The organism is Pseudoalteromonas sp. MM17-2 (assembly GCF_022347945.1).
GTDB lineage: Bacteria > Pseudomonadota > Gammaproteobacteria > Enterobacterales > Alteromonadaceae > Pseudoalteromonas > Pseudoalteromonas ruthenica.
Genome location: NZ_JAKRFV010000011.1, coordinates 1 through 19,102, shown reverse-complemented (window position 1 = coordinate 19,102; position 19,102 = coordinate 1). Strand labels below are relative to the sequence as shown.

General features: G+C 46.1%; 22 protein-coding genes, 2 tRNA genes and 1 pseudogene. 13 read left to right on the top strand and 12 right to left on the bottom strand.

The window, feature by feature from the left end:
• Positions 1–47: 47 nt before the first annotated feature.
• From MHM93_RS10495 to MHM93_RS10475, 5 genes are read left to right on the top strand one after another with little or no spacing between them, the layout of a single operon-like run.
• Positions 48–713, top strand: coding sequence for a Bax inhibitor-1/YccA family protein (locus tag MHM93_RS10495; protein WP_022943979.1), 666 nt, complete (start codon positions 48–50; stop codon positions 711–713).
• Between the two features lie 56 nt (positions 714–769).
• Positions 770–1,123: a sulfurtransferase complex subunit TusD gene (gene tusD, locus MHM93_RS10490; RefSeq protein WP_130145235.1), complete on the top strand. Its 354-nt coding sequence runs from the start codon at positions 770–772 to the stop codon at positions 1,121–1,123.
• A complete protein-coding gene (gene tusC / locus MHM93_RS10485) occupies positions 1,120–1,476 on the top strand; it encodes a sulfurtransferase complex subunit TusC (protein WP_239449116.1) in 357 nt (118 codons plus the stop codon). The genes tusD and tusC overlap by 4 nt, the downstream gene beginning before the upstream one ends.
• Positions 1,473–1,742, top strand: coding sequence for a DsrH/TusB family sulfur metabolism protein (locus MHM93_RS10480; RefSeq protein WP_239449115.1), 270 nt, complete (start codon positions 1,473–1,475; stop codon positions 1,740–1,742). Before tusC ends, MHM93_RS10480 begins: the two co-directional genes overlap by 4 nt.
• Before the next feature lie 13 nt (positions 1,743–1,755).
• Positions 1,756–2,085 (top strand): TusE/DsrC/DsvC family sulfur relay protein, encoded by a 330-nt coding sequence (locus tag MHM93_RS10475; protein WP_138508472.1) that lies wholly within the window; start codon positions 1,756–1,758, stop codon positions 2,083–2,085.
• Between the two features lie 32 nt (positions 2,086–2,117).
• On the opposite strand, the gene MHM93_RS10470 is transcribed toward MHM93_RS10475, so the two are convergent.
• The 4 genes from MHM93_RS10470 to MHM93_RS10455 form a co-directional block, all read right to left on the bottom strand.
• A complete protein-coding gene (locus MHM93_RS10470; RefSeq protein WP_053911359.1) occupies positions 2,118–3,284 on the bottom strand; it encodes a lipase family protein in 1,167 nt (388 codons plus the stop codon).
• A 52-nt stretch (positions 3,285–3,336) separates the two neighbouring features.
• A complete protein-coding gene (locus tag MHM93_RS10465) occupies positions 3,337–3,768 on the bottom strand; it encodes a DUF6795 domain-containing protein (protein WP_053911360.1) in 432 nt (143 codons plus the stop codon).
• A gap of 338 nt (positions 3,769–4,106) precedes the next feature.
• Positions 4,107–5,327 (bottom strand): amidohydrolase family protein, encoded by a 1,221-nt coding sequence (locus MHM93_RS10460; RefSeq protein ID WP_239449114.1) that lies wholly within the window; start codon positions 5,325–5,327, stop codon positions 4,107–4,109.
• Between the two features lie 8 nt (positions 5,328–5,335).
• A complete protein-coding gene (locus MHM93_RS10455; protein ID WP_151172850.1) occupies positions 5,336–6,721 on the bottom strand; it encodes an amidohydrolase in 1,386 nt (461 codons plus the stop codon).
• A 441-nt stretch (positions 6,722–7,162) separates the two neighbouring features.
• Here MHM93_RS10455 and MHM93_RS10450 point away from each other — a divergent pair, with 441 nt between their 5' ends.
• Entirely contained in the window at positions 7,163–7,522 is a 360-nt protein-coding gene (locus MHM93_RS10450; protein WP_022943988.1) for a DUF3718 domain-containing protein, read from the top strand.
• A gap of 53 nt (positions 7,523–7,575) precedes the next feature.
• Here MHM93_RS10450 and MHM93_RS10445 read toward each other — a convergent pair whose 3' ends face one another.
• Entirely contained in the window at positions 7,576–8,256 is a 681-nt protein-coding gene (locus tag MHM93_RS10445; protein ID WP_239449110.1) for a DUF445 domain-containing protein, read from the bottom strand.
• Between the two features lie 126 nt (positions 8,257–8,382).
• Between MHM93_RS10445 and MHM93_RS10440 the strand changes: the two genes are divergently transcribed.
• Together MHM93_RS10440 and MHM93_RS10435 are read left to right on the top strand one after the other, a co-directional pair.
• Positions 8,383–9,261: a fructosamine kinase family protein gene (locus MHM93_RS10440; RefSeq protein WP_239449109.1), complete on the top strand. Its 879-nt coding sequence runs from the start codon at positions 8,383–8,385 to the stop codon at positions 9,259–9,261.
• A gap of 100 nt (positions 9,262–9,361) precedes the next feature.
• Entirely contained in the window at positions 9,362–9,565 is a 204-nt protein-coding gene (locus MHM93_RS10435; protein ID WP_022943991.1) for a CPXCG motif-containing cysteine-rich protein, read from the top strand.
• Positions 9,566–9,576: 11 nt separating this feature from the next.
• Here the strand turns inward: MHM93_RS10435 and MHM93_RS10430 are convergent, their stop codons facing one another.
• Complete coding sequence (locus MHM93_RS10430; protein ID WP_239449107.1) at positions 9,577–10,206, bottom strand: riboflavin synthase subunit alpha; 630 nt, start codon at positions 10,204–10,206, stop codon at positions 9,577–9,579.
• A gap of 70 nt (positions 10,207–10,276) precedes the next feature.
• Here MHM93_RS10430 and MHM93_RS10425 point away from each other — a divergent pair, with 70 nt between their 5' ends.
• From MHM93_RS10425 to MHM93_RS10410, 4 genes are all read left to right on the top strand, one after another.
• Positions 10,277–11,629, top strand: a complete 1,353-nt coding sequence (locus tag MHM93_RS10425) for an MATE family efflux transporter (RefSeq protein ID WP_239449105.1) — start codon at positions 10,277–10,279, stop codon at positions 11,627–11,629.
• A complete protein-coding gene (locus MHM93_RS10420) occupies positions 11,604–12,626 on the top strand; it encodes a DUF3080 family protein (protein ID WP_239449103.1) in 1,023 nt (340 codons plus the stop codon). Before MHM93_RS10425 ends, MHM93_RS10420 begins: the two co-directional genes overlap by 26 nt.
• Positions 12,627–12,741: 115 nt before the next feature.
• Positions 12,742–12,818, top strand: a tRNA-Val gene (locus MHM93_RS10415).
• Positions 12,819–12,847: 29 nt separating this feature from the next.
• A tRNA-Val gene (locus MHM93_RS10410) sits at positions 12,848–12,924 on the top strand.
• 91 nt (positions 12,925–13,015) lie between these two features.
• Here MHM93_RS10410 and MHM93_RS10405 read toward each other — a convergent pair.
• The 5 genes from MHM93_RS10405 to MHM93_RS10385 form a co-directional block, all read right to left on the bottom strand.
• Positions 13,016–13,507: an arsinothricin resistance N-acetyltransferase ArsN1 family B gene (locus tag MHM93_RS10405; RefSeq protein ID WP_239449102.1), complete on the bottom strand. Its 492-nt coding sequence runs from the start codon at positions 13,505–13,507 to the stop codon at positions 13,016–13,018.
• A 50-nt stretch (positions 13,508–13,557) separates the two neighbouring features.
• Positions 13,558–15,585, bottom strand: coding sequence for a methyl-accepting chemotaxis protein (locus tag MHM93_RS10400; RefSeq protein ID WP_239449100.1), 2,028 nt, complete (start codon positions 15,583–15,585; stop codon positions 13,558–13,560).
• Between the two features lie 236 nt (positions 15,586–15,821).
• Positions 15,822–16,214 (bottom strand): hypothetical protein, encoded by a 393-nt coding sequence (locus MHM93_RS10395; protein ID WP_239449098.1) that lies wholly within the window; start codon positions 16,212–16,214, stop codon positions 15,822–15,824.
• A gap of 227 nt (positions 16,215–16,441) precedes the next feature.
• The gene (locus tag MHM93_RS10390) at positions 16,442–16,726 is read right to left on the bottom strand and encodes a hypothetical protein (protein ID WP_239449097.1); all 285 of its coding nucleotides are present in this window, start codon (positions 16,724–16,726) and stop codon (positions 16,442–16,444) included.
• Between the two features lie 381 nt (positions 16,727–17,107).
• Positions 17,108–17,314 carry a hypothetical protein gene (locus MHM93_RS10385; protein WP_239449096.1) on the bottom strand — a complete coding sequence of 69 codons (207 nt, stop codon included), beginning with the start codon at positions 17,312–17,314 and terminating at the stop codon, positions 17,108–17,110.
• A gap of 213 nt (positions 17,315–17,527) precedes the next feature.
• Between MHM93_RS10385 and MHM93_RS10380 the strand changes: the two are divergent.
• A pseudogene (locus MHM93_RS10380) lies at positions 17,528–17,782 on the top strand (transposase); the annotation flags it as partial.
• Between the two features lie 28 nt (positions 17,783–17,810).
• Here the strand turns inward: MHM93_RS10380 and MHM93_RS10375 are convergent.
• Positions 17,811–18,815: a hypothetical protein gene (locus MHM93_RS10375; RefSeq protein ID WP_239449094.1), complete on the bottom strand. Its 1,005-nt coding sequence runs from the start codon at positions 18,813–18,815 to the stop codon at positions 17,811–17,813.
• Positions 18,816–19,102: the final 287 nt, after the last annotated feature.

The window sequence follows — 19,102 nt, the reverse complement described above, 5'->3', positions numbered from 1 at the left end:
TGCCCTCGGGTACTTCGAGGATCGATTTCAATTTAAGGAGTTTCACAATGGCGTTTAATAACTCGTACAGCTCGGCTAAGCCGGTGATGTCGACCATTGAGACAAATAAGGTTTTAAAAAACACTTACTTTTTACTCGCGATGACGTTGGCATTTAGTGCTGTGACAGCGGGTATTTCAATGGCGCTTAACCCACCGTTCTTTACCGGTATCGTTTGTTCACTGATTGCCCTCGGCATGTTGTTCATTATCAACAAAAAAGCAGACTCTTCAGCGGGTGTGCTACTGACCTTTGCCTTTACCGGTATTCTTGGTTTCGGCCTCGGTCCGATGTTGAACCACTATGCTGCGATGGCAAACGGCCCAATGTTGATCATGCAAGCACTTGGCTCAACGGCACTGATCTTCTTTGGTCTTTCTGCTTATGCACTCACGACTAAGAAAGACTTCTCATTTATGGGCGGTTTTTTGATGGTTGGCTTGGTTGTTGTGATTATCACCAGCATCGTTAATATCTTTATCGGTAGCTCGATGGTATTCATGGTCACTAATGCAGCCGTTGTGCTTATCATGTCAGGCCTCATCCTGTTTGATACCAGCCGCATCATTAACGGTGGTGAAACTAACTACGTGCGTGCAACTGTGGCGTTGTACCTAAACGTATATAACTTATTCACTTCGTTACTGCACCTACTTGGCGCAGCTGATGACTAATTAGCAATATTTGCTAAAATGAGCCCCATTCATTGGGGCTTTTTTGTGGATGTAATTTGGCCAGCTTCGTATTATCACTGCATAGCGCACCGAGTGATGCCATCACTTTGGTGGCGCTCAAACGCTTTGTTGACAATGCCCTCTCGCTTGGGCACCAAATAAAAACGATTTTTCTCTATCAAGATGGGGTTTATCATGCGCTGGATCAGTTCGATGTCAGTAGCGATGAATTCGATGTCGCTGCGCTGTGGCAGCAGCTCTTTGATAGCGGAATTGAATTGAGCCTGTGTATCACCGCAGCCAACAAGCGCGGCATTGACACCGAGCAGGTTAAACTATTTACCGTCTCGGGACTTGCAGAGTTTGCCATGCTCGCCACTGACGCCGACAGGTGGGTACAATTCAAATGAATAACATCTTAGTCATCTCTAAACACGGGCCCTATCATCAGCAAAGTCTGCGCGAGTCCTTAGATATGGTCCTTATTTTCGCCGCTATTGATCAGCAGGTTACCTGGTTACTAGAAGGTGCAGCGGTACTCTCACTAGTGAAAAATCAACGCCCCAGCGCGCAGCAACAAAAAGACTTTACTAAAGCCATCGGCATGTTGGAAATCTATGATATTGAATCTGTCTATGTGTGCGCCGATGCGCTGAACAAGCATGGCTTGAGCACAGATGACTTGGCGATAGAGGTGCAAATCGCCTATGACAATGACAAGCGTGCATTAATCAAGCAAGTGGATAAGGTAGTGACTTTATGAGCAAGGGTACATTATTCATCGTGCGTAGTGCACTTAGCGAGCACCCTACTCTGGGCAGCATCATTAGCAAGGAAGACGGCGTGTTACTGCGCGCTGAGGCCTGTTACAATGCGTCGGCTTTTGTAGGGCTGGGTGTGGCCACTTATGCCCTTGAGCAAGATGTGAATGCCTGTGGCGGGCACCATCGCACAACAGGTGTCACCGTGATTAACGATGCGCAATGGGTCGAATTGACCTTACAATACCAACGAACAATCAGTGAGTAAATCAGTGAGTAACATGATTGAATTCAACGGCCAAGAAATAGCAACAGACAAACAAGGCTATCTGCTCGATAGTAGCCAGTGGCAGAAAGAGTTAGCTCCGGTTATCGCCGCGCAAGAGAATATTGAACTCACAGAGGCGCATTGGGAAGTGGTGATGTTTGTCCGTGACTTTTATCAGGAATTTGATACCAGCCCAGCGATTCGTATGCTGGTAAAGGCCATGGCAAAGAAGTTGGGTGAGGACAAGGGTAATAGCAAATACTTGTATAAGCTCTTTCCCAAGGGGCCGGCAAAACAAGCAACTAAAATAGCCGGTTTACCCAAACCGGCTCGGTGTATTTAATAAAAACGCTCGCAGTTGCGAGCGTTTTTATTTTAATCTAAGCCATTAAGGGCGCCACGCACACTGCGATACAGGGCTCCCATGGTCGAGTCAAAGACCCACTTAATCATTTTATAAGTAAGCTCAAACGCTTTGCCCACAACCTTGCCCGCGAAAACCAGCATATGCCCTAATAAACCCAAGGTTTGCTCGGCAAAACGCGCAGACGCCTTCGCTACTTGTTCTAAGGTACGCGCGACCATATCGTAAAATGTCAACGAGCTGCTGATCGCCGCTTGCGTTACCACTGCCGTGTAATAGCCGGAGTCTTTCAACAAGGTGATCAATGCTGAGCTTATTTTATCCGCCCAATGGCTTGAGAATGACGCCTGAGCTCTGTCTTCAAAACGAAGGCGCACAGGCTGGCTCAAGAAATTATCTGAGCGCTGCTTTAAGGTGGACCAGTCGCTGGCACTAGCGGTATTTAAGTAACCTGGAGTGCCATCGAGCTTATGGGCCGACACGTTAAGGCCTTGGCCATCGTCGAGGCGGAATTCACTGCCATTAAACGGCGCGTGAATAAAAGGCCAAAGCGGCACTTTAGGAACCGGATCGGCACCATGAGTAGAGCGGTATATATTCTCTAGCTTCGTAGTGGTTGAGCGGGCAAAATCGGTCTTACCTACACGCGGTGCGCCAAAGGTATATAGTTTAGTTGGCAGAGAATACTCGGTATTCACCCAATCAGCGGTCAATTGTGCCAACGCCCCGCCTAAGCTGTGGCCAACGCAATGCACAACACCTGTGTTGCCGGCTTTGCGGTTACTATCAACAAACTGAGCAAACGCCTGCTTCATGGAGTTGAAGGTTTTATTAAATCCGGCATGCACCATTTTATTACTGCTGCTGGCGCTAAGACCACAGTTTAAGTCTGTCAGTCCATCACGTAATGAGGCAGTACCACGAATCGCAATAACGCTATCGCCGGCAAACTCGTTGATGCCTTTACCAACAAAAGCAAAGCCCGTGCTTAAGCCGAACAGATGAGAGAAAAAACCACCTGAGACACCGTCAACAACACTGTCACCGGTGACAAACTCAAACGAGTTACGTAGATTAGGGCCAACGATAGAGCGCACATCTAGTACCTTACTTGCACCTTTAGCACGGTACGCCATGGCGGCGAGTTCAGAGGCCTGACGCGGGGAAAGAGTGTTCATAATTACTTAATTCCTTGTATGAGTATTTTTTTGCGTCGCTAAACCGCAGCGATCAGTCTAAGTTGCAGACACCATAAATAGTTTGATATCTGCCCGGTACATCTTTAAATTCAAAGTCGTATATTTTTTCTTCACGCCCTATATCGCAGTGCAAATCTTTAAGTTTGGCGGCAACAATGTCATTTCCTTCAACTTGACCAATCAACGTGCCCCAGAGCGTGTATTTTTTATCGTCAACAATGACATAAATTGCTTGCGCGATGCCTTCGTTATCGAACATATTGCCCGGCTTTGACGATTCAATATTCTTTTCTTCAAAGTGAAAACGGCCCTGCTCGTCAGTGGTCACACTGTCACTGTAAACGTCGCCATAACTAATATCGCGGTGAATGGTCATGTGCGCCAGCGCGTCGCCGTTGTGTTGCACTTGGCCATACACTTCGGGTGATAACTGTACGGTGTGTTTTTTAAAAATTCCGAACATAGCGAATACCTTTATAGAAAGTACTAACAGTGATATACCAACGAGTACAGTGACCGAGAGCTTAAGCTGTCGGTACCACGACCCAGATTCAACATTGGAATTGTCTATCAAAGCGAAGCTCCACATAGTGAAGCGCAACGAGGAAGGGGGACATACCTAAGCAGTATAGCGATTCTTCCCTGAGCGCGATTCATTCCTTGGCTAAATGCAAACTACGCACATAACCTGTTTGAGTATGTTCACATATTGTAAACAACACTGTGAGCAAAACTCAATCACTATTTGGCATAAAAAAAGGCGCTCTTATAGCGCCTTTCAATACTTTTCATACTAATGACTTATTTGCTGTAAGCCCTTGGCATCTCACTATCCGTGGTATAACGCTCACGTAATTTATCATGGCGCGACTGAGTTGAGACCTCAGTACCGTTTATCCACACTTTTTCAATGCGAGTACTGAACTCGAACGGATCAGCACTCCAAAGTACCAAATCAGCGGGTTTACCCGGCGCAATTTGCCCTACATCTAAATTAAATGCCGAGGCAACATTACTGGTGATCGCTGCCAATGCCCCTTGCGCTGTCATGCCATATGACACGGCATTGCCCGCATCAAAGCGCAATTGATACAAGTTGTGCGCGCTATCTCCAGCAATGGTCAAGATCACGGTGACGCCTGCTTGCTCTAACTTCGCAGCGTTCTCTAAATGAGCGTGCATCGAGTCAAAACTACCTGGCAGGTTATCCATGGCACTGATCACCACAGGTGTATCACTGTCAGCTAGCTGCTCGCTAATTAATACGGCATCTTGCGCCCCCGCAAAAACCATGTCGACATCAAAGCGTGCTTTTACTTTGAGCAGCTCTAACATATCCGATGCCCGCGACACATCGATCACTAGCGGGATCTCTTTGGCAAAGACAGCATCGAGGATTTCTACCTCTTTGCCTTTGGATTTATCGTCGTCTTCATCACGTTCACTGTGCTTTTCTAGCGTATCAATCAGTGTTTGCAGCGACAGCGCACGTGAGCCTTCATGTTTAGCTCCAAGCTTTACGTATAAAGCCACGCCTTGGCGGGTCACACTGTCAAATTCGCCTGATAACGACACCAATGACGCCAGGCCGGCAAAAATATCATCGCCACCGTAGGGTGCAATCACATTGCTGGTGATACCGCCTTTGCGTGCATAAGGGATTAAGCTTGAGCGCGGATTGAACGCTAAGCTTGGGTCAAAAGTCATTGTCGCTTTTTTATCGCCACCATCGCGCGAGTCTGCAACGGCACTGACCTCCACAAGACCTAAGCCATTCAGCGAGCCAATAAAGCCCGGTGTGAGGATTTTATCCTCAGCATCAATAATGGTATCGGCGCTCACTTCACTGGGGTTCACAGCAACAATGTTACCGTTTTCTATTACCACTGTTGCGTCTTTTAATACGCCCTGCTGTGCTGCGGTATAGACCGTAGCATTGGTAATCGCCAGGCTTTCAGCGTAAGTTTGCGTGCTCATTACGAAGGCGGCGCTAATTGCTGTCAATTTAAATAAGTTCATCATACAACTCCTTAGCGTTGGCCTAACATAAAGTCACTTTGTGCTTGGTATTTTTCATCGTTACGGTCATACACTTTGGCACCGTCGATAAACACCTGCTCTGCTTTGGCATACACACTGAATGGGTTTTGATTCCAAAGTACCACATCGGCTTGCTTGCCTGCACTTAAGGTACCCGTTTTATCTGCTACGCCCAGTGATTTTGCAGCATTTGAGGTGATCCACTTAATCGCATGCGCTTCATCAATGTCGAAGCCATTATCATTGGCGCGATACATCACTTTCGCCGCTTCTTGGTTTAGGCGCTGAATAGTGGTGTCAGAGTCTGAATGCACAATAGCGCAGGAATTTTTAACCGCATCTACGATGGCAACATTCTCTTGTACCATGTCATAGGCTTCCATTTTGAATCCCCACCAATCTGGCCACAATGCGGCACAGTTGCCATTTTCAGCGAGTAAATCAGCGATTTTGTACGCCTCGATACCATGGTGGAACGTGCCTGAGTGGTAGCCAAACTCTTTACCTAAGTCGATCATCATCGCCATTTCTTCAGCTTTATAGCAATGATTGTGAATGAGGATGTCACCGTCCAATACCGCACTGAGCGTGTCTAACGTAATATCACGCTCAGGCGCTTCTACGTTCTTACCCGCATCGTAATCCGCTTCATACTTCTCCCAAGCACGCTTGTACTCAGTTGCGTCAATCCACGCCTTACGGTAACCCGCCATGTTGCCCATTCGCGTTGATGGCAACACACCTTTACTGCCATAAACGCGCTTAGGGTTCTCACCACAAGCCATTTTTAAGCCATAGGGTGCCTCAGGAAACTTCATTCCCTGCATAGTGTGTGCCGGTACATTCTTTAGCGTCACGCTGCGCCCACCGAATAAGTTCGCTGAGCCTGGTAAAATCTGCAAAGTGGTGATCCCGCCTTCACGGGCACGGTTAAATCCAGGGTCTTGCGGCCACACTGAATGCTCTACCCACACCGCTGCGGTGTTAGGGCTGGTCATTTCATTACCATCTTGGTGTGATTCTACCGCTGGACTTGGATAAGCACCTAGGTGGGAGTGGACATCAATGATACCAGGTGTCACCCATTTGCCTTGTGCGTTGATGGTGACATCGGCTTGCACGTCCAGGTCTTTGCCTACCTGCTTAATTTGCCCGTCAACCATGTACACATCGCCGGCATCGATGCGCTGACCATCACCCGTTAATACTGTGGCATTGGTGATCAACGTCGATTGACGTGGCATAGGCTGATAAGTACTTGGATAGGGGTTCTTTTCGATAGATATTTTTTCGCCTTGCGGACCGTCACTTTGCTGGCAACCGGCTACTGCCAGCGCCACGGCAACAGCACTTAGGCTTGCTGTGTATTTACGCATTGTTTTCATCACTCCGTTTTTTGCGTAACTTTAACCAATCATTGCGCAAAATGCGAAAATTTAAGGTTAATGAACAGTAAACTGAGATAAAAAAGAGAGGGTTATGGGTACATACCTGGCAAAAATGATTAAATAAAAAACAACAGTGCCGACGCCTTGAAGTGGGTTATCCTGACACCCGCAGTTACATCTGTGGTGACACAATCCCAGCGGCTGATGGGGGTGAGCCATTAAACTCGAAGAGGCGTCACCCTTTTCAACAAAAAAAGTGAAAAGAAGTGTGTCCAAATAGGGTCGCCAATACCTTGAAAAATCGTGCGCTTTGCGCCCTTCGACACACTTGACACAGATGCTTACATTCGGAGACACCTTATTCATGCTATGAACAATTATGTGGCGCATACTTACATTGCACCCGACGAATGTACTAAGGAGAATACAATGAAACGCACCGCATTATTAACCAGCGCTTTGGCCCTTGGCCTACTTTCAACTACAGCCTCTGCAGATAGCTCAAAATTTGTAGCTGCCGATAACAGCGCTGGCACCGAGTTGTGTATGGCAATTACTAAAAACAGCCCACTGAAGCTGCGCCGCTCCATGAAAGAGCATTACGTTAATACCTACACCATGGAAAACAAATTAGCGTGTAATGATTTAACTGTTCGCCAATTTGCTAGCCTCTATGGCTTCGATCGCAGCCTCAAAGTACTCAATATAGAGCGCCTAACTGAAACCTCTATTCGCGATTTAGCAGCCAAAAACGACACCGATTCTTTTATGGTGTACGGCTCAAAGTAATATCACCTTTGATTCCATCCCTGGAAGTAAAGCCCGCCAATGCGGGCTTTTTTTTACAGCCAATAAGCGAGCGCACCGAACGCACCGCCAAAGACCCCTCCCCATACGACTAACCAGCCTAAGTGAGCGCGGATCATCGTTTGAATAATCTCTTTGACCATTGCTGGGGTTAACTCATCTAAGCGCTGGCTTACCAGTTGCTTAACCTGAGCCTGCAAATCGCTACCACCGCCTATTTGCGCAATAATTTGCTCGCGTGTTTGTTCATCTTGTAGCATTTCTGTGATGGCCTCACGCATTTTATCAGCAAACGGCTCACGCATCGGCTCGAGCGCTGCTCGGCCACCAAACATCCCTAGCATGGAGCCAAACTGTGACTGCTCTATCACCTGTACTAACTTATCAAAAGCCAGCGACATATCCAGATGGTTAATTAGTGCATCCATTTGCGGCGCTGGCATCTGCGCTGAGGCCTTTTTAAGGTTCTCAGGAGATAGAAACTGCTCTTCAATGAGCTCATGTATTACTTGCTTAAACGCATTAAATTTAATCTGCACCACACCTGAGCCGTACAATAATGGCACTTTTTCGAACAGCATATGCACGGCAAGCCAATTGGTTAGTGCGCCTGATAACGCAAATAACCCCATGCTCAACAACAATGGCTGCGCTAGGTGCCAACCGACTAATGTAACAATGAGGGCAATTATTGACGTTACACTGCTTTTATTCACGCGTTCACTCCTTCTAAAATCGCTGCACACTATTTTAACGTGGGATTAGACTTTGCGGAAAATTTTTGCATCAATCAACAACTTTGCCATACTCATATCACCGCACTCTAAATTTGCTAACTTGCCATGTGGAACGCCGTCGCCCAAGTAATTAGTGATACCTTAGCTACTCCTTTCGAAATCACTCAAAAACAGCAATTAAGTAATTCCTCGGCCGATATGCTATTTCGTATCAGCGATGGGCAACATACATTTTTTGTTAAAGTTGCCCCGCTCAGTGCGCTGGAACGTCTTGAGTGCGAAGCGCAAAGCTTGTCGCTATTAACACAAGAATCGTTGTTTTTGGTGCCGGATTGCTTAGCCACAGACACCACTCTGGAGTTTGCTTTTAATATTATAGAGTGGCTGGACTTTAGTGACCCTACCCCTCCCAACTGGGCAAAAATGGGTGAATATCTGGCGATGATGCATCAAAAGCACGAACAGGCCATGTTTGGCAATGAGCAAGACAATTTCATTGGCGTTACTGCGCAGCCCAATCGATGGCACAAAAAGTGGGATGTATTCTTTAGTGAAGAACGTATCGGCTGGCAAATGCAGTTACTGGCGGAAAAAGGGTTTCACTTTTGTGATATCGATACGTTAGTGGATTGTGTTAAAGCGCGCTTACACAGCCACAACGTGCAACCGTCGTTATTACATGGGGATCTGTGGCGTGGTAATGTCGGCTTTGTTAACTCCGTCCCATGTCTATACGATCCCGCCTGTTATTACGGTGATAGAGAAGCGGATATTGCCATGACACGGTTATTTGGCCCTTTCCCAGACGCCTTCTATACCGCTTATAACGCACACTACCCGTTGGCGCACGATCACTGCTCCCGCGAAGGAATATACAACCTCTATCACCTGCTCAATCATGCCAATATCTTTGCCGGTCATTATTTGACGCAGGCGCGTGACAGTATCGAAACCATTATTCATCAACGAAACGGGGGCAATTAGTAGCGCAATTGCGCCTTTTGACTGCGTCAAATTAGTCGGAATTCGTAGCAAAAACGCACTATACTCAAAGTATGTCATCAGACTGTCATACGAGGCGGCTATGAAAGACTACAGCCTACAGCGCATTCGCTGTCCCCATTGCGGCAATCATATTTTTGTTGATGTCGATACATCTTCAGGGGATCAAGACTACTACGAGGATTGCTCAGCCTGCTGTAACCCTATTCACCTTAATATGCACATCGACTACGCCTTAAACAAAGTGCAGTTAAGGGTCGACGCCGACGACGAGCAAATTTTTTAACCTTTGCTTTGTTAGGGTTTGTGTTGCTGTAGGTAACGCTGCACCGTATTGACTATGGTGTACGTCTGCTGGTCTACCTCAATATTGAAGACACTGCCAGTGACTGCCTCGCCAATATTGGTAATGCTTAAGGTTTCAGGAATCAGATGCAGCCAAAAGCCCTGTTCACTGAGCTCGCCCACGGTAAGGCTTGCGCCATTAACGCACACAAACCCTTTATATAAGACATAGTCGCGCCACTTCTGATCCAAGGATAAATGCAAGCGGCAGTTATCTTCACTGTCTATACGCTCAAGTACCTCACTGGTCGTGTGAATGTGCCCAGAGACAATATGCCCGCCTAACTCAGTGCCAAAGGTGACTGACCGTTCAAAATTAACCGCGTGACCTGGTCGCAACTGGCCTAAGTTGGTAAGAGCCAAAGTTTCATCAATTACATCGAAATGCACTTGGCCGACAACATCACCGGCGGGGCTTTCCACTTTTACAACAGTAAGACAACAGCCGTTGATGGCAATACTTGCACCTAAGTCTAGATGCTGTAAGTAATTTTTATTCACAGAAAGTACTAACCGCAGAACCGCGCCTTCGAGCTTTGCAGCAACGACATGAGCTTGGCACTGCACTATTCCGGTAAACATCGCTATTCCTTTTTTTCATATCACACACAGGATACACTTACCTTTTATCTTATCTGATGTTTTCTCTCTTATGAAGTTTTGTACGTGGGAGGCTGGGCGTTTGTTGCGTTTGGCCGCACCGGTGTTTTTTGCACAAGTTACTTTGGTATTAATGTCGGTCGTCGACACCATTATGGCTGGCCAAGTAAGTGCCGTTGACCTAGCCGCTCTTTCAATTGCGACCGGATTGTGGAACCCCATGGTACTAGCACTGTTAGGCGTCTTATTGGCACTCACTTCGTTAGTTGCGCATAGCTTTGGGGCAAATGACGAGCCGGCAATTCGTAGCCATTTTCAGCAAGGCTGTTACTTAGCCGTGTTGCTCTGTTTAGCCGGCGTCGCAATTGCGCAATTGGCTCCGGTGCTCATTGCACAACTCGATACTCAAGCCAGCGTAAAAGTACTGGCTCAAGATTATATCGACTATATCCAATGGGGCCTACCTGGGTTCTTTGTTTACTCGCTGTTTCGCAATGTGGCTGAGGGGAAGGCCTACACCGCACCTGCATTTTATATTTCAATTATCGGTTTGCTGGTGAATATTCCCGCCAATTATATATTTATACACGGCCACTTCGGCGCACCTGCGCTCGGAGGTGCTGGCTGTGGCGTCGCTACGGCCCTCGTCTTTGCGGCCATGGGCAGTGCTCAGTTTATTTATAGTTTAATAAGTAAGCGTATTGACGGACCGGGTTTGTTTCTTCATTTTGCCAAGCCTGACGGCAGTGCTATTTGGGCGATGTTTAAGCTCGGCGTGCCGCTGTCGTTGGCGACCTTTTTCGAGGTGACGTTATTTGCTTGTATTCCTTTATTTATTGCCTCGCTGGGGGCTATCGCCGTCGCCGGTCATCAGGTCGCCGCTTCGGTCACTACCTTGTTGTTTATGCTGCCGATGAGCCTATCGATGGCAGTGGCCATTCGCTTTGGCAATCTATACGGACAGCAGGACTTTGTTGCACTTAAACGCTGCATGAGTACAAGTTTTGTGTTGTCTATCGCCATCGCGGCATTAGTTGCCTTAGTCACTTACCTGCTGCGTTTTGATATCAGCGCCATATACAGTGATAACCCCGAGGTAATAGCACTTGCAGCAAGCATTATGGTGCTCGCCTGTTTTTATCAACTACCGGACGCACTGCAAGTGGTTAGCAGCGGTATGCTCAGAGGGATCAAGCATACCAGCCCAATTTCATACATTACCTTCATCTCTTACTGGCTGATCGGCTTTGCTCTAGGCTACGTACTAGGTCGTACTGATTACATCGTGCCAGCGATGGGACCGCAAGGGTTCTGGTTAGGGATCATTGTCGGCTTATCTTGCGCTGCGGTACTGCTTATTTGGACTCTCAGGAGGCGACTTGCTCAGGCTCCTTTTAATTTTTAGTTTGGTTGTACTCACTGGCTGCGCCGAGGGGCCCGAGCAGGTCCACGAAGAATATCGCGCGCGACTCGCTAAATTTTTACCAATTAATGAAGCACATACCCTAGCCGTTGAACGCTGGCCCGAGTTTAGCGCAGAGCCTCTGGACAGCGGCGTGCGCATGGGCATTTTGGAGCTTGGCCAACTGGGCCATTGTCAACTTGCCACTGACATTGCCGGGCGCAACAACCAACTAGGTAAAGTTGCTACGGCCAGTGAACGTTTTAAGTATCACCTGCGCTTTTTACAACAAGTGGACGCCTGCCTAAATCACCCCGATAGCGAGACATTAAGTCCATCGCTTATCGCTGCTCTTGAGCAGGAAAAACAATTTAAAACACGCACCCTGAGCCAAGCGTTCAATAACTTGCTAGCCCAAGAAAAAGAGCTTAAACACCTCTTTACCTTTTCGCGCAACGCGCTCGACTTTGACGAGCAAGCGGGTCGCGTAAATAGCCAAAGTGCGCTGACCCAACTTGCCAATATTGCCGATAACCTTGCCCAGCACAATGTTGAAGATATTGATACCGCGCAACTGACGCAGGCGCTTGAGCAGCTAAACCGCAGTGATTATATAGCCAAGTTACTGCGCGCAACGCGCGAGCAAATTGCCCTAAACAATGCCCTGAGCGCTGAGCTTGAGCGCATCAAGTTACCTGGGGATATTTGCGCTGCCCATAAGAACAACCGTAACAGCATGATAGTGCATAATATCTTTAACAAGTTCTACATAGGCCAGTTGCAAGGTTTTCAAAGCCACCTCGCCGGCAGGTTACAGCAATTACAGCCCATTTTTACTCGCATACTGCAATTTCAGCCAGACGACAACCATATCAAGGCACAGTTGCTAGGCACTGATGGGGAGCCGAGCTTGCTTGCGGAGCTTAAAACATCGAGCCGCCACCATGTAACCTGGTGGCAAGCGTTTTACAAACACTGCGATTTAACACCAGGTGAGTAAAATAACAGCAAACAAACAATAATTCCTTGAAAGTTGCTTGATTAGCTTCGTCTCTCGCTATATATTACACCGCGTTGTCAACGCCGTAACGTTTTGCCTTGATAACAAAAATTGTACGACCGTAGCTCAGTTGGTTAGAGCACTACCTTGACATGGTAGGGGTCGGTGGTTCGAATCCACTCGGTCGTACCAATTCTCAAAAAAGACATCTCGTATTCTGTACGACCGTAGCTCAGTTGGTTAGAGCACTACCTTGACATGGTAGGGGTCGGTGGTTCGAATCCACTCGGTCGTACCAATTTATTTTTCAGCCTTTATTAATAGATTCAGAAAAATTTATTTCTGATATTGCATATTCCAGTGCCTATACACAGTAACACGAATAGAGCTTAAGCCTGTAGGTGAATTTGCCAATAGCCCACATCCAGCCATTGCTCAAATTTGTACCCTACTTTTTCAAAATGCGCGACCTTATGCATGCCTAACGCCTGATGCAAAGCAATACTCGGGGGATTAGGTAAGGTGATGCCACCGATAGCGGTATGCACACCCTGCGCGGTGAGTGTCTCGAGCAGTGCGCTATAGAGCTGGCGCCCTATTCCTTGGCCCTGATGTTGATGCGCCACATACACGCTCGTCTCAACAGCAAAACGATAGGCGCTGCGCTCTTTCCATTTACTCGCATAGGCGTACCCTTTGAGTTCACCGTCTTGTACATATACCAGCCAGGGTAAGTTCACCGCTTTAATGCTTGCTATCCGCTGACTCATAAGCGGAGTGTCAACAAGCGACTCTTCAAAAGTAAAGGTGGTGTGGCGAATATAATAGTTATATAGCTCGGCGATGGCCTTAGCATCTTCAGGCGTGACGTGTCGTAACAAAAGTACCTCGAAAGAAGTAAAGGAGCCCGAAGGCTCCCATAAAACTAGGCTTACAGCTTAAACTGATTCACCGTGGCATTTAAAGAGCTCGCTAAAGCGTTCAAGTCTTTCGCCTCATTCGCTAAGGTGTCGGCATGGTGCGCGGTATTATTAACAAGGTCGTTAATAGCACTCAAACTGGTGTTGATATCTTCAGCAACAATACTTTGCTCTTCAGTGCTGGTGGCTATTTGGTGACTCTGATCAAGCACATGCGCCACCGACTCCCCTATTTGCTCTAGTGACTGCAATACGGCTTGGGTTTGTGTGACCGAGCCCTGAGCCCGCTCTTGGCCCTGCGCCATCATATTTGAGGCCTTATCAGCAATGCTTTGCAGTTTATCAATCATAGTGCGAATATCATCGGTCGACTCTTGTGTGCGACTTGCAAGCGATCGCACCTCATCCGCCACCACGGCGAAACCGCGACCTTGCTCGCCAGCTCGTGCGGCTTCAATTGCAGCATTGAGTGCCAGCAGATTCGTTTGTTCGGCAATGCCGTTAATCACATCGATCACCGCACCAATATTATTGGTTTCCTGCGCCAAGCCTGTAACCACTTGTGCGGCCTCGCCAATGTGTTCAGCTAGCTCATGCATCACCTGCTGTGACTGATTTGATTGCGAACGCCCTTGCTCACTAACCTGTTGCACCGATGCAGCGGCATCATTGGTTTGATTGGCGTTACGCGAAATTTCATTGACCGTCGTGGCCATTTCGGTCACCGCCGCACTGACACTATCGACTTGTTGCTTCTCTTTTTGGATTTCACTGTTGGTTTGCCCAGAGACTTGTTGCAACTGGCTGGCGGCGGCACTTAATTGCTCTGCCTGCGCAGCAGTATTCAGCATCATCGCCCGCAGCTTATCGATAAAGGTATTCATGTGATGGGCTAGCTGGCCCACCTCATCTTTACTCGAGATATCAATGCGCCGCGTTAAGTCGCCCTCACCGGAGGCAATATCACGCATAATATGGGTTAAGGTGGTGATAGGCTTGGCAACTAAATGAGTCACCCAGAAAATCATCGCGACAATAATGGCTAGAATCACCACCACGACGATGGAGGCTGACATCACCGCATCGTTAACGGGCTCTTCAATTAAGCTCACCGGAATAAGCACCCCTAGGTGCCAATCGATCACCGGCTTATCGAGCTTTAAGCGATTGAATAAAGCATAAAACTCTTGGCCTTTAAGGGTGACTTTAACAATGCCACTGTCGTTATTGGCTATGGCGCTATTAAGCGTATCAAACCCTTGGGTTTGCTTGAATTGTTGCTCAAGAGCACTCAAGTTATCTTTCCCTTCACCGGTATCTGTTATCGACAATGAATGCCCGGTACGCTGCGATAAATGCACCACATTTAAATCACTGTCGAGTAAAAAGCCAAACCCCTCACCTTGAAAGGTAATGTCTTCGACAATATCGCGGATAGCATTAATTTGTAGGTCAACCCCACCTACACCAACCAGCTCTTTGGCGTCATTGTAAACCGGCTGCTGCACCACAGCAGATGCGTCTCCCGTGTTGATGTCGACAGAGATAGCGCCAACATAAAGTTGGCCTTTATTCAGCGCATCTTGCCACCATGGCCGCTTATACGCATAGTAAGGGCGACCATCGCCATACGCTGAGGTACGCTCATTTTCTTTGAAGTATTCACCAGTGTGAGCCGAGGCAAAAAACGCAGACAAAATATTACTGTCGCGGCTGCTAATACGGATAAAATTATCGTTCAGTAGTGGATAATCAGGTAAAGAGGATAACGCCACACCACGCTCACGGTAGTTATCGAAAAAGTCGACCATATGCGGGCTGGTCACATAGGTTTCAACTACCTTGCCGTATTGCGCAAAAAACGACTGCATCGACAAACGCTCAGCATCTAAGTAATTTTGTACTTCGCGCTCAACACTATTTCGAGATAAAGACGCGATATGGTTAATGAAGAACACGGCCACGGCAACCATTAAAACGCTCAAGGTGCCACCGATCAGCAATAAAATCTTCTGTCGTAAGGAGAGGTTGTTTAACATAAGAATAATTATTATTTTGTTAAGCTAAGCTTCTATAAAAACACATCCTTACGCCCTTGACTACGTTATCATGACCAAAAAGTGAATAACTGCACAAAGTTTAGCCAACCACTTTATGCAAATTCACTCCCTTAACCCCAGTACTCAAAGATGAATGTTAGACAAAATGCGTGTTCTTATATTTTTTAAGGGTTATATAATCGTTCCGTTAAACCATTTTATTAGTATTCACTGTTTTAATTGTGCATTTCATCCAGCTGTAAAACGTTATCTTTTAATTGGGCAAGTTGAATATGCTCGCCTTTGTACGTATTCAAAGCTTTCTGGAAATTTGCTTTCGCTTTCGAATCATTGCCCGCCCTTTCGTGCAATAATCCGATTCTTAGGTAAGTAAATGATAAATTATTAGGCCCTAACTCACAGTGTAATGAAGTGGATTTATCTGACTCGAGTAGCCTAGCTAAAGCTTGAAGTGCATACAGGCCACTATCAGAGGAACCGCTCAAGTATTCGGTTTGAGCTGACGTTATTTCTTTTTTAAGAAAGTCAGGCGATATCTCATTCGCGACCGAAAGGTTAGAAGCCAAGGTGCCTAAAGATAATAACCCTAACAAAACTAAACTCTTCATATTCAACTCCTTGTAACAAGATTTATTGTGAAGCCTAGTTACCCATTTGGCACTTTGTGAACGCACAGCGGCCTCTCTACTCTAGTTATTTAGAACTCGTATTTCGCGATTGTTTTACGCTCAATACAGCTCTCATTACGATTGTGATAATGCGTGTAAATAGCTCAAATCAAAATGGGTAAGTAACCTATTCAGATAATTGAAATTGATCTGATTGGGTTTAAAACTCAACCCTTTTTGATATTAGCCATATGCTTTTTTAACATAGTCTTGTCTCTAGACCAAAAAGCGATATTCCCTAAAACAAAATCGTTGCAATACATAGGGGAAGTATTTAAATCTTCATTTGGGTTTAACACCGTCTTGGCATGAACAATCGCTTGTTGATAATTACCCGCTAGCGCTTGCATTTGAGCTAGGTGCCACGTCAATGAGCTTTCTGTAGAATTATTATGCGCGATATATCTCTTTATTAGAATGGCTGCTTCGCCATAACAACCTGACTTTTCCAACAATCTAAATCCCGCATCATTTTTTGATCAAACTGTCGGTAAGTGAGGTCTAAATCCTCTTTTAGCCGTTTTTGTAAGGCAATTTCACAATCAGCAAAGGCCAAACTCGTTGTAAATAAAAAGCGATTGATAAAAGCCCTATTTTTATAGTAATTCCTTAATAACTCTGCCGTGAGTGGCCTTAATGGTTGACTAACGTTGTCGCGGGGCGAGACTGAGCCAAGAGTTACGGATAACTTTATGGCTTGTTATATTTTCGTTTACTGCGCAAATAGGTGAGAAAAACCAACCGGCCTAATTTGGGCTTTATCACTCCCTGATTAAACGGGGTAGCTAAGTGGACCGCATCTAGAATTAGCCGTCGCACTTGGGATATGAATACTACTGCGTAGGTTCTTTTGGTTGCATTAAATTCATAATGGCAAGGTATATCCAACCGCCAACCCAAGTAAACCCTAAAACAAAAGTAACCACGGCACTGGTAAACCGCGAGCGATTTTGTTTTGCTGCTAACCTAATTGCCAAAATGGCGGGTGCGACCGCTGTTAACAGAAGAACATAAACCAATACATCACCACCGATGCTCATATAATTCCCTTATATTTATAATGATTACCCTAACCAATAGGCCCTGTAACGCCGAGCTAGAGATTGACAACTTTGTTCCTATATTAAAACATTGCGCTGTAAACACCAAATCCAACCCTAAACCAACAATAGTTTAGAGTGCCAACCACTATTGCATCAGGTATTATGCCAGCGTCGAAAATGTCGGGCTTATTGATATACCGAGCTTTTTTGCCCATAAATCAGGAAAGCGGTCGCTATAAGGGCCTCAGAACCATCCAGGGCTGAAGACCCCAGGTGAGGACTGTGCTGTACATAGCAATGATGTCTGCGATGCAGTGTAATCCGGTGTTCAAAACTACATATCAGCGCCTGATTGCAGCCGGGAAACCGAAAAAAGTAGCCATTATTGCGTGTGTCAGGAAGATGGTGGTTATCTTAAATTCGATGCTAAGAGGTGAGGTAATGTGGGAAACGCCGAAAGCTTAAAAAGAGCTATTGACGCCATAGTCTCTTGTTAGGTGGCCTTTGCACAATTCATCTCATTTAGCTTTTTTAAAGCAAACTGTCCTCTTTCAGATACTGCTTTGGATTTATCTAATGCAAACTTTTCAGCATAACCCCTAGCAATGTCTCCAATACTCGATAAATCACGAATCAGAATCTCTGCTGATATGCGTCTTACAATTGAAGATCTATCTTCAGAAGAAAGCTTCAGCAAAGTGAGTAACGATGCTTGAACGGCGATCTCTCTCTCTGAAACGATCGGCTTTAGCTTACCTTCGCAATATCTTATATCAGTCCATTCCCATTTTCTTCCTTCAATCCATGAAACCTTACCTTCAAATAAGCTACGGAAAGCTTTTGCTCGAACCGTTGGTTGAGCTGCTTCACTCGCTATATTTTCAATACTTTCATCAAGAATAGATGTGCGGCCAAGTTGAGAAAATAACGAAGGCATTGGACCAGAAGTTGATGAAATTAACTTTAACCTTAGTGATTCAGCTACTTTTTCTTCACAAATTATTTGTACGAGAACCGCCTTATCAGCATCCTCAATTCTTCCCCATGAATTCCAATTAGATAGGGCGATACAAAGCGCTTTAACAACAAATTCTGGGTTGGTAGATTTTGCAATCTCAGGAAGATTATCCCTTGCGGCTTCACGAACTTGGGGCACCCAATCATTAAGCCTACGAATAGCTAGTGAAAAGAAGAAAGTATTTGGAGCCGCACCTGATAGTGTTCGTAGAGTTTTCTCTCGCTTGTAACCATCCCAGCTTATTAAATCTAACCAAGTCAGAAGTTCACTAGGTTTAGACCAGACTTTCCACTTTGGGGGAGTTGACTCTCTTAATGCCAAGGAAAACTCTGATCGAATTAGGCGCTCCCAATAGTCAAAGCTACTGAGAGGTAGTTGAGAAGTAGCATCAATAAGAGGAGATATATCAGCCACCACTTTACCTCCCGAATTTATCGAGCTAGCAAAGTCTTTAACTGCTGAAATAATTTTATTTTCCATAACCTATGATTCTTACACTTACTATCTGGGCCACTTAATGCCCGCATAATGCGGCGGATTAAGCTTGGCTAAAATTAGCGACGAAGGAGCGCAAGCCAAGCATTTATGCGTCCTTTTAAGTAGCCGATTTCCACACGGCTACAATGTTTTCATATTTTTCGTCGACGAGTTCATCATCGTCTGGACATGCAAACAAAACAACTTGAAGCGCGTTATAAGATTTAGGAAACGCTGAAAGTTTTTCCATTATATCGAGTGCTTCGGAGTCTGTTATCTCAGTTTTGTTG

What these genes read in the sequence shown, in the direction of transcription:
- MHM93_RS10475 (WP_138508472.1), top strand. Translation starts at nt 1,756, where the DNA reads ATGATTGAATTCAACGGCCAAGAAATAGCAACAGACAAACAAGGCTAT.
- MHM93_RS10435 (WP_022943991.1), top strand. Translation starts at nt 9,362, where the DNA reads ATGAAAGACTACAGCCTACAGCGCATTCGCTGTCCCCATTGCGGCAAT.
- MHM93_RS10385 (WP_239449096.1), bottom strand. Translation starts at nt 17,314, where the DNA reads ATGAGCATCGGTGGTGATGTATTGGTTTATGTTCTTCTGTTAACAGCG.
- MHM93_RS10450 (WP_022943988.1), top strand. Translation starts at nt 7,163, where the DNA reads ATGAAACGCACCGCATTATTAACCAGCGCTTTGGCCCTTGGCCTACTT.
- MHM93_RS10460 (WP_239449114.1), bottom strand. Translation starts at nt 5,327, where the DNA reads ATGATGAACTTATTTAAATTGACAGCAATTAGCGCCGCCTTCGTAATG.
- MHM93_RS10400 (WP_239449100.1), bottom strand. Translation starts at nt 15,585, where the DNA reads ATGTTAAACAACCTCTCCTTACGACAGAAGATTTTATTGCTGATCGGT.
- MHM93_RS10455 (WP_151172850.1), bottom strand. Translation starts at nt 6,721, where the DNA reads ATGCGTAAATACACAGCAAGCCTAAGTGCTGTTGCCGTGGCGCTGGCA.
- MHM93_RS10395 (WP_239449098.1), bottom strand. Translation starts at nt 16,214, where the DNA reads ATGAAGAGTTTAGTTTTGTTAGGGTTATTATCTTTAGGCACCTTGGCT.
- MHM93_RS10495 (WP_022943979.1), top strand. Translation starts at nt 48, where the DNA reads ATGGCGTTTAATAACTCGTACAGCTCGGCTAAGCCGGTGATGTCGACC.
- MHM93_RS10465 (WP_053911360.1), bottom strand. Translation starts at nt 3,768, where the DNA reads ATGTTCGGAATTTTTAAAAAACACACCGTACAGTTATCACCCGAAGTG.
- MHM93_RS10440 (WP_239449109.1), top strand. Translation starts at nt 8,383, where the DNA reads ATGTGGAACGCCGTCGCCCAAGTAATTAGTGATACCTTAGCTACTCCT.
- MHM93_RS10480 (WP_239449115.1), top strand. Translation starts at nt 1,473, where the DNA reads ATGAGCAAGGGTACATTATTCATCGTGCGTAGTGCACTTAGCGAGCAC.
- MHM93_RS10470 (WP_053911359.1), bottom strand. Translation starts at nt 3,284, where the DNA reads ATGAACACTCTTTCCCCGCGTCAGGCCTCTGAACTCGCCGCCATGGCG.
- MHM93_RS10375 (WP_239449094.1), bottom strand. Translation starts at nt 18,815, where the DNA reads ATGGAAAATAAAATTATTTCAGCAGTTAAAGACTTTGCTAGCTCGATA.
- MHM93_RS10430 (WP_239449107.1), bottom strand. Translation starts at nt 10,206, where the DNA reads ATGTTTACCGGAATAGTGCAGTGCCAAGCTCATGTCGTTGCTGCAAAG.
- tusC (WP_239449116.1), top strand. Translation starts at nt 1,120, where the DNA reads ATGAATAACATCTTAGTCATCTCTAAACACGGGCCCTATCATCAGCAA.
- MHM93_RS10425 (WP_239449105.1), top strand. Translation starts at nt 10,277, where the DNA reads ATGAAGTTTTGTACGTGGGAGGCTGGGCGTTTGTTGCGTTTGGCCGCA.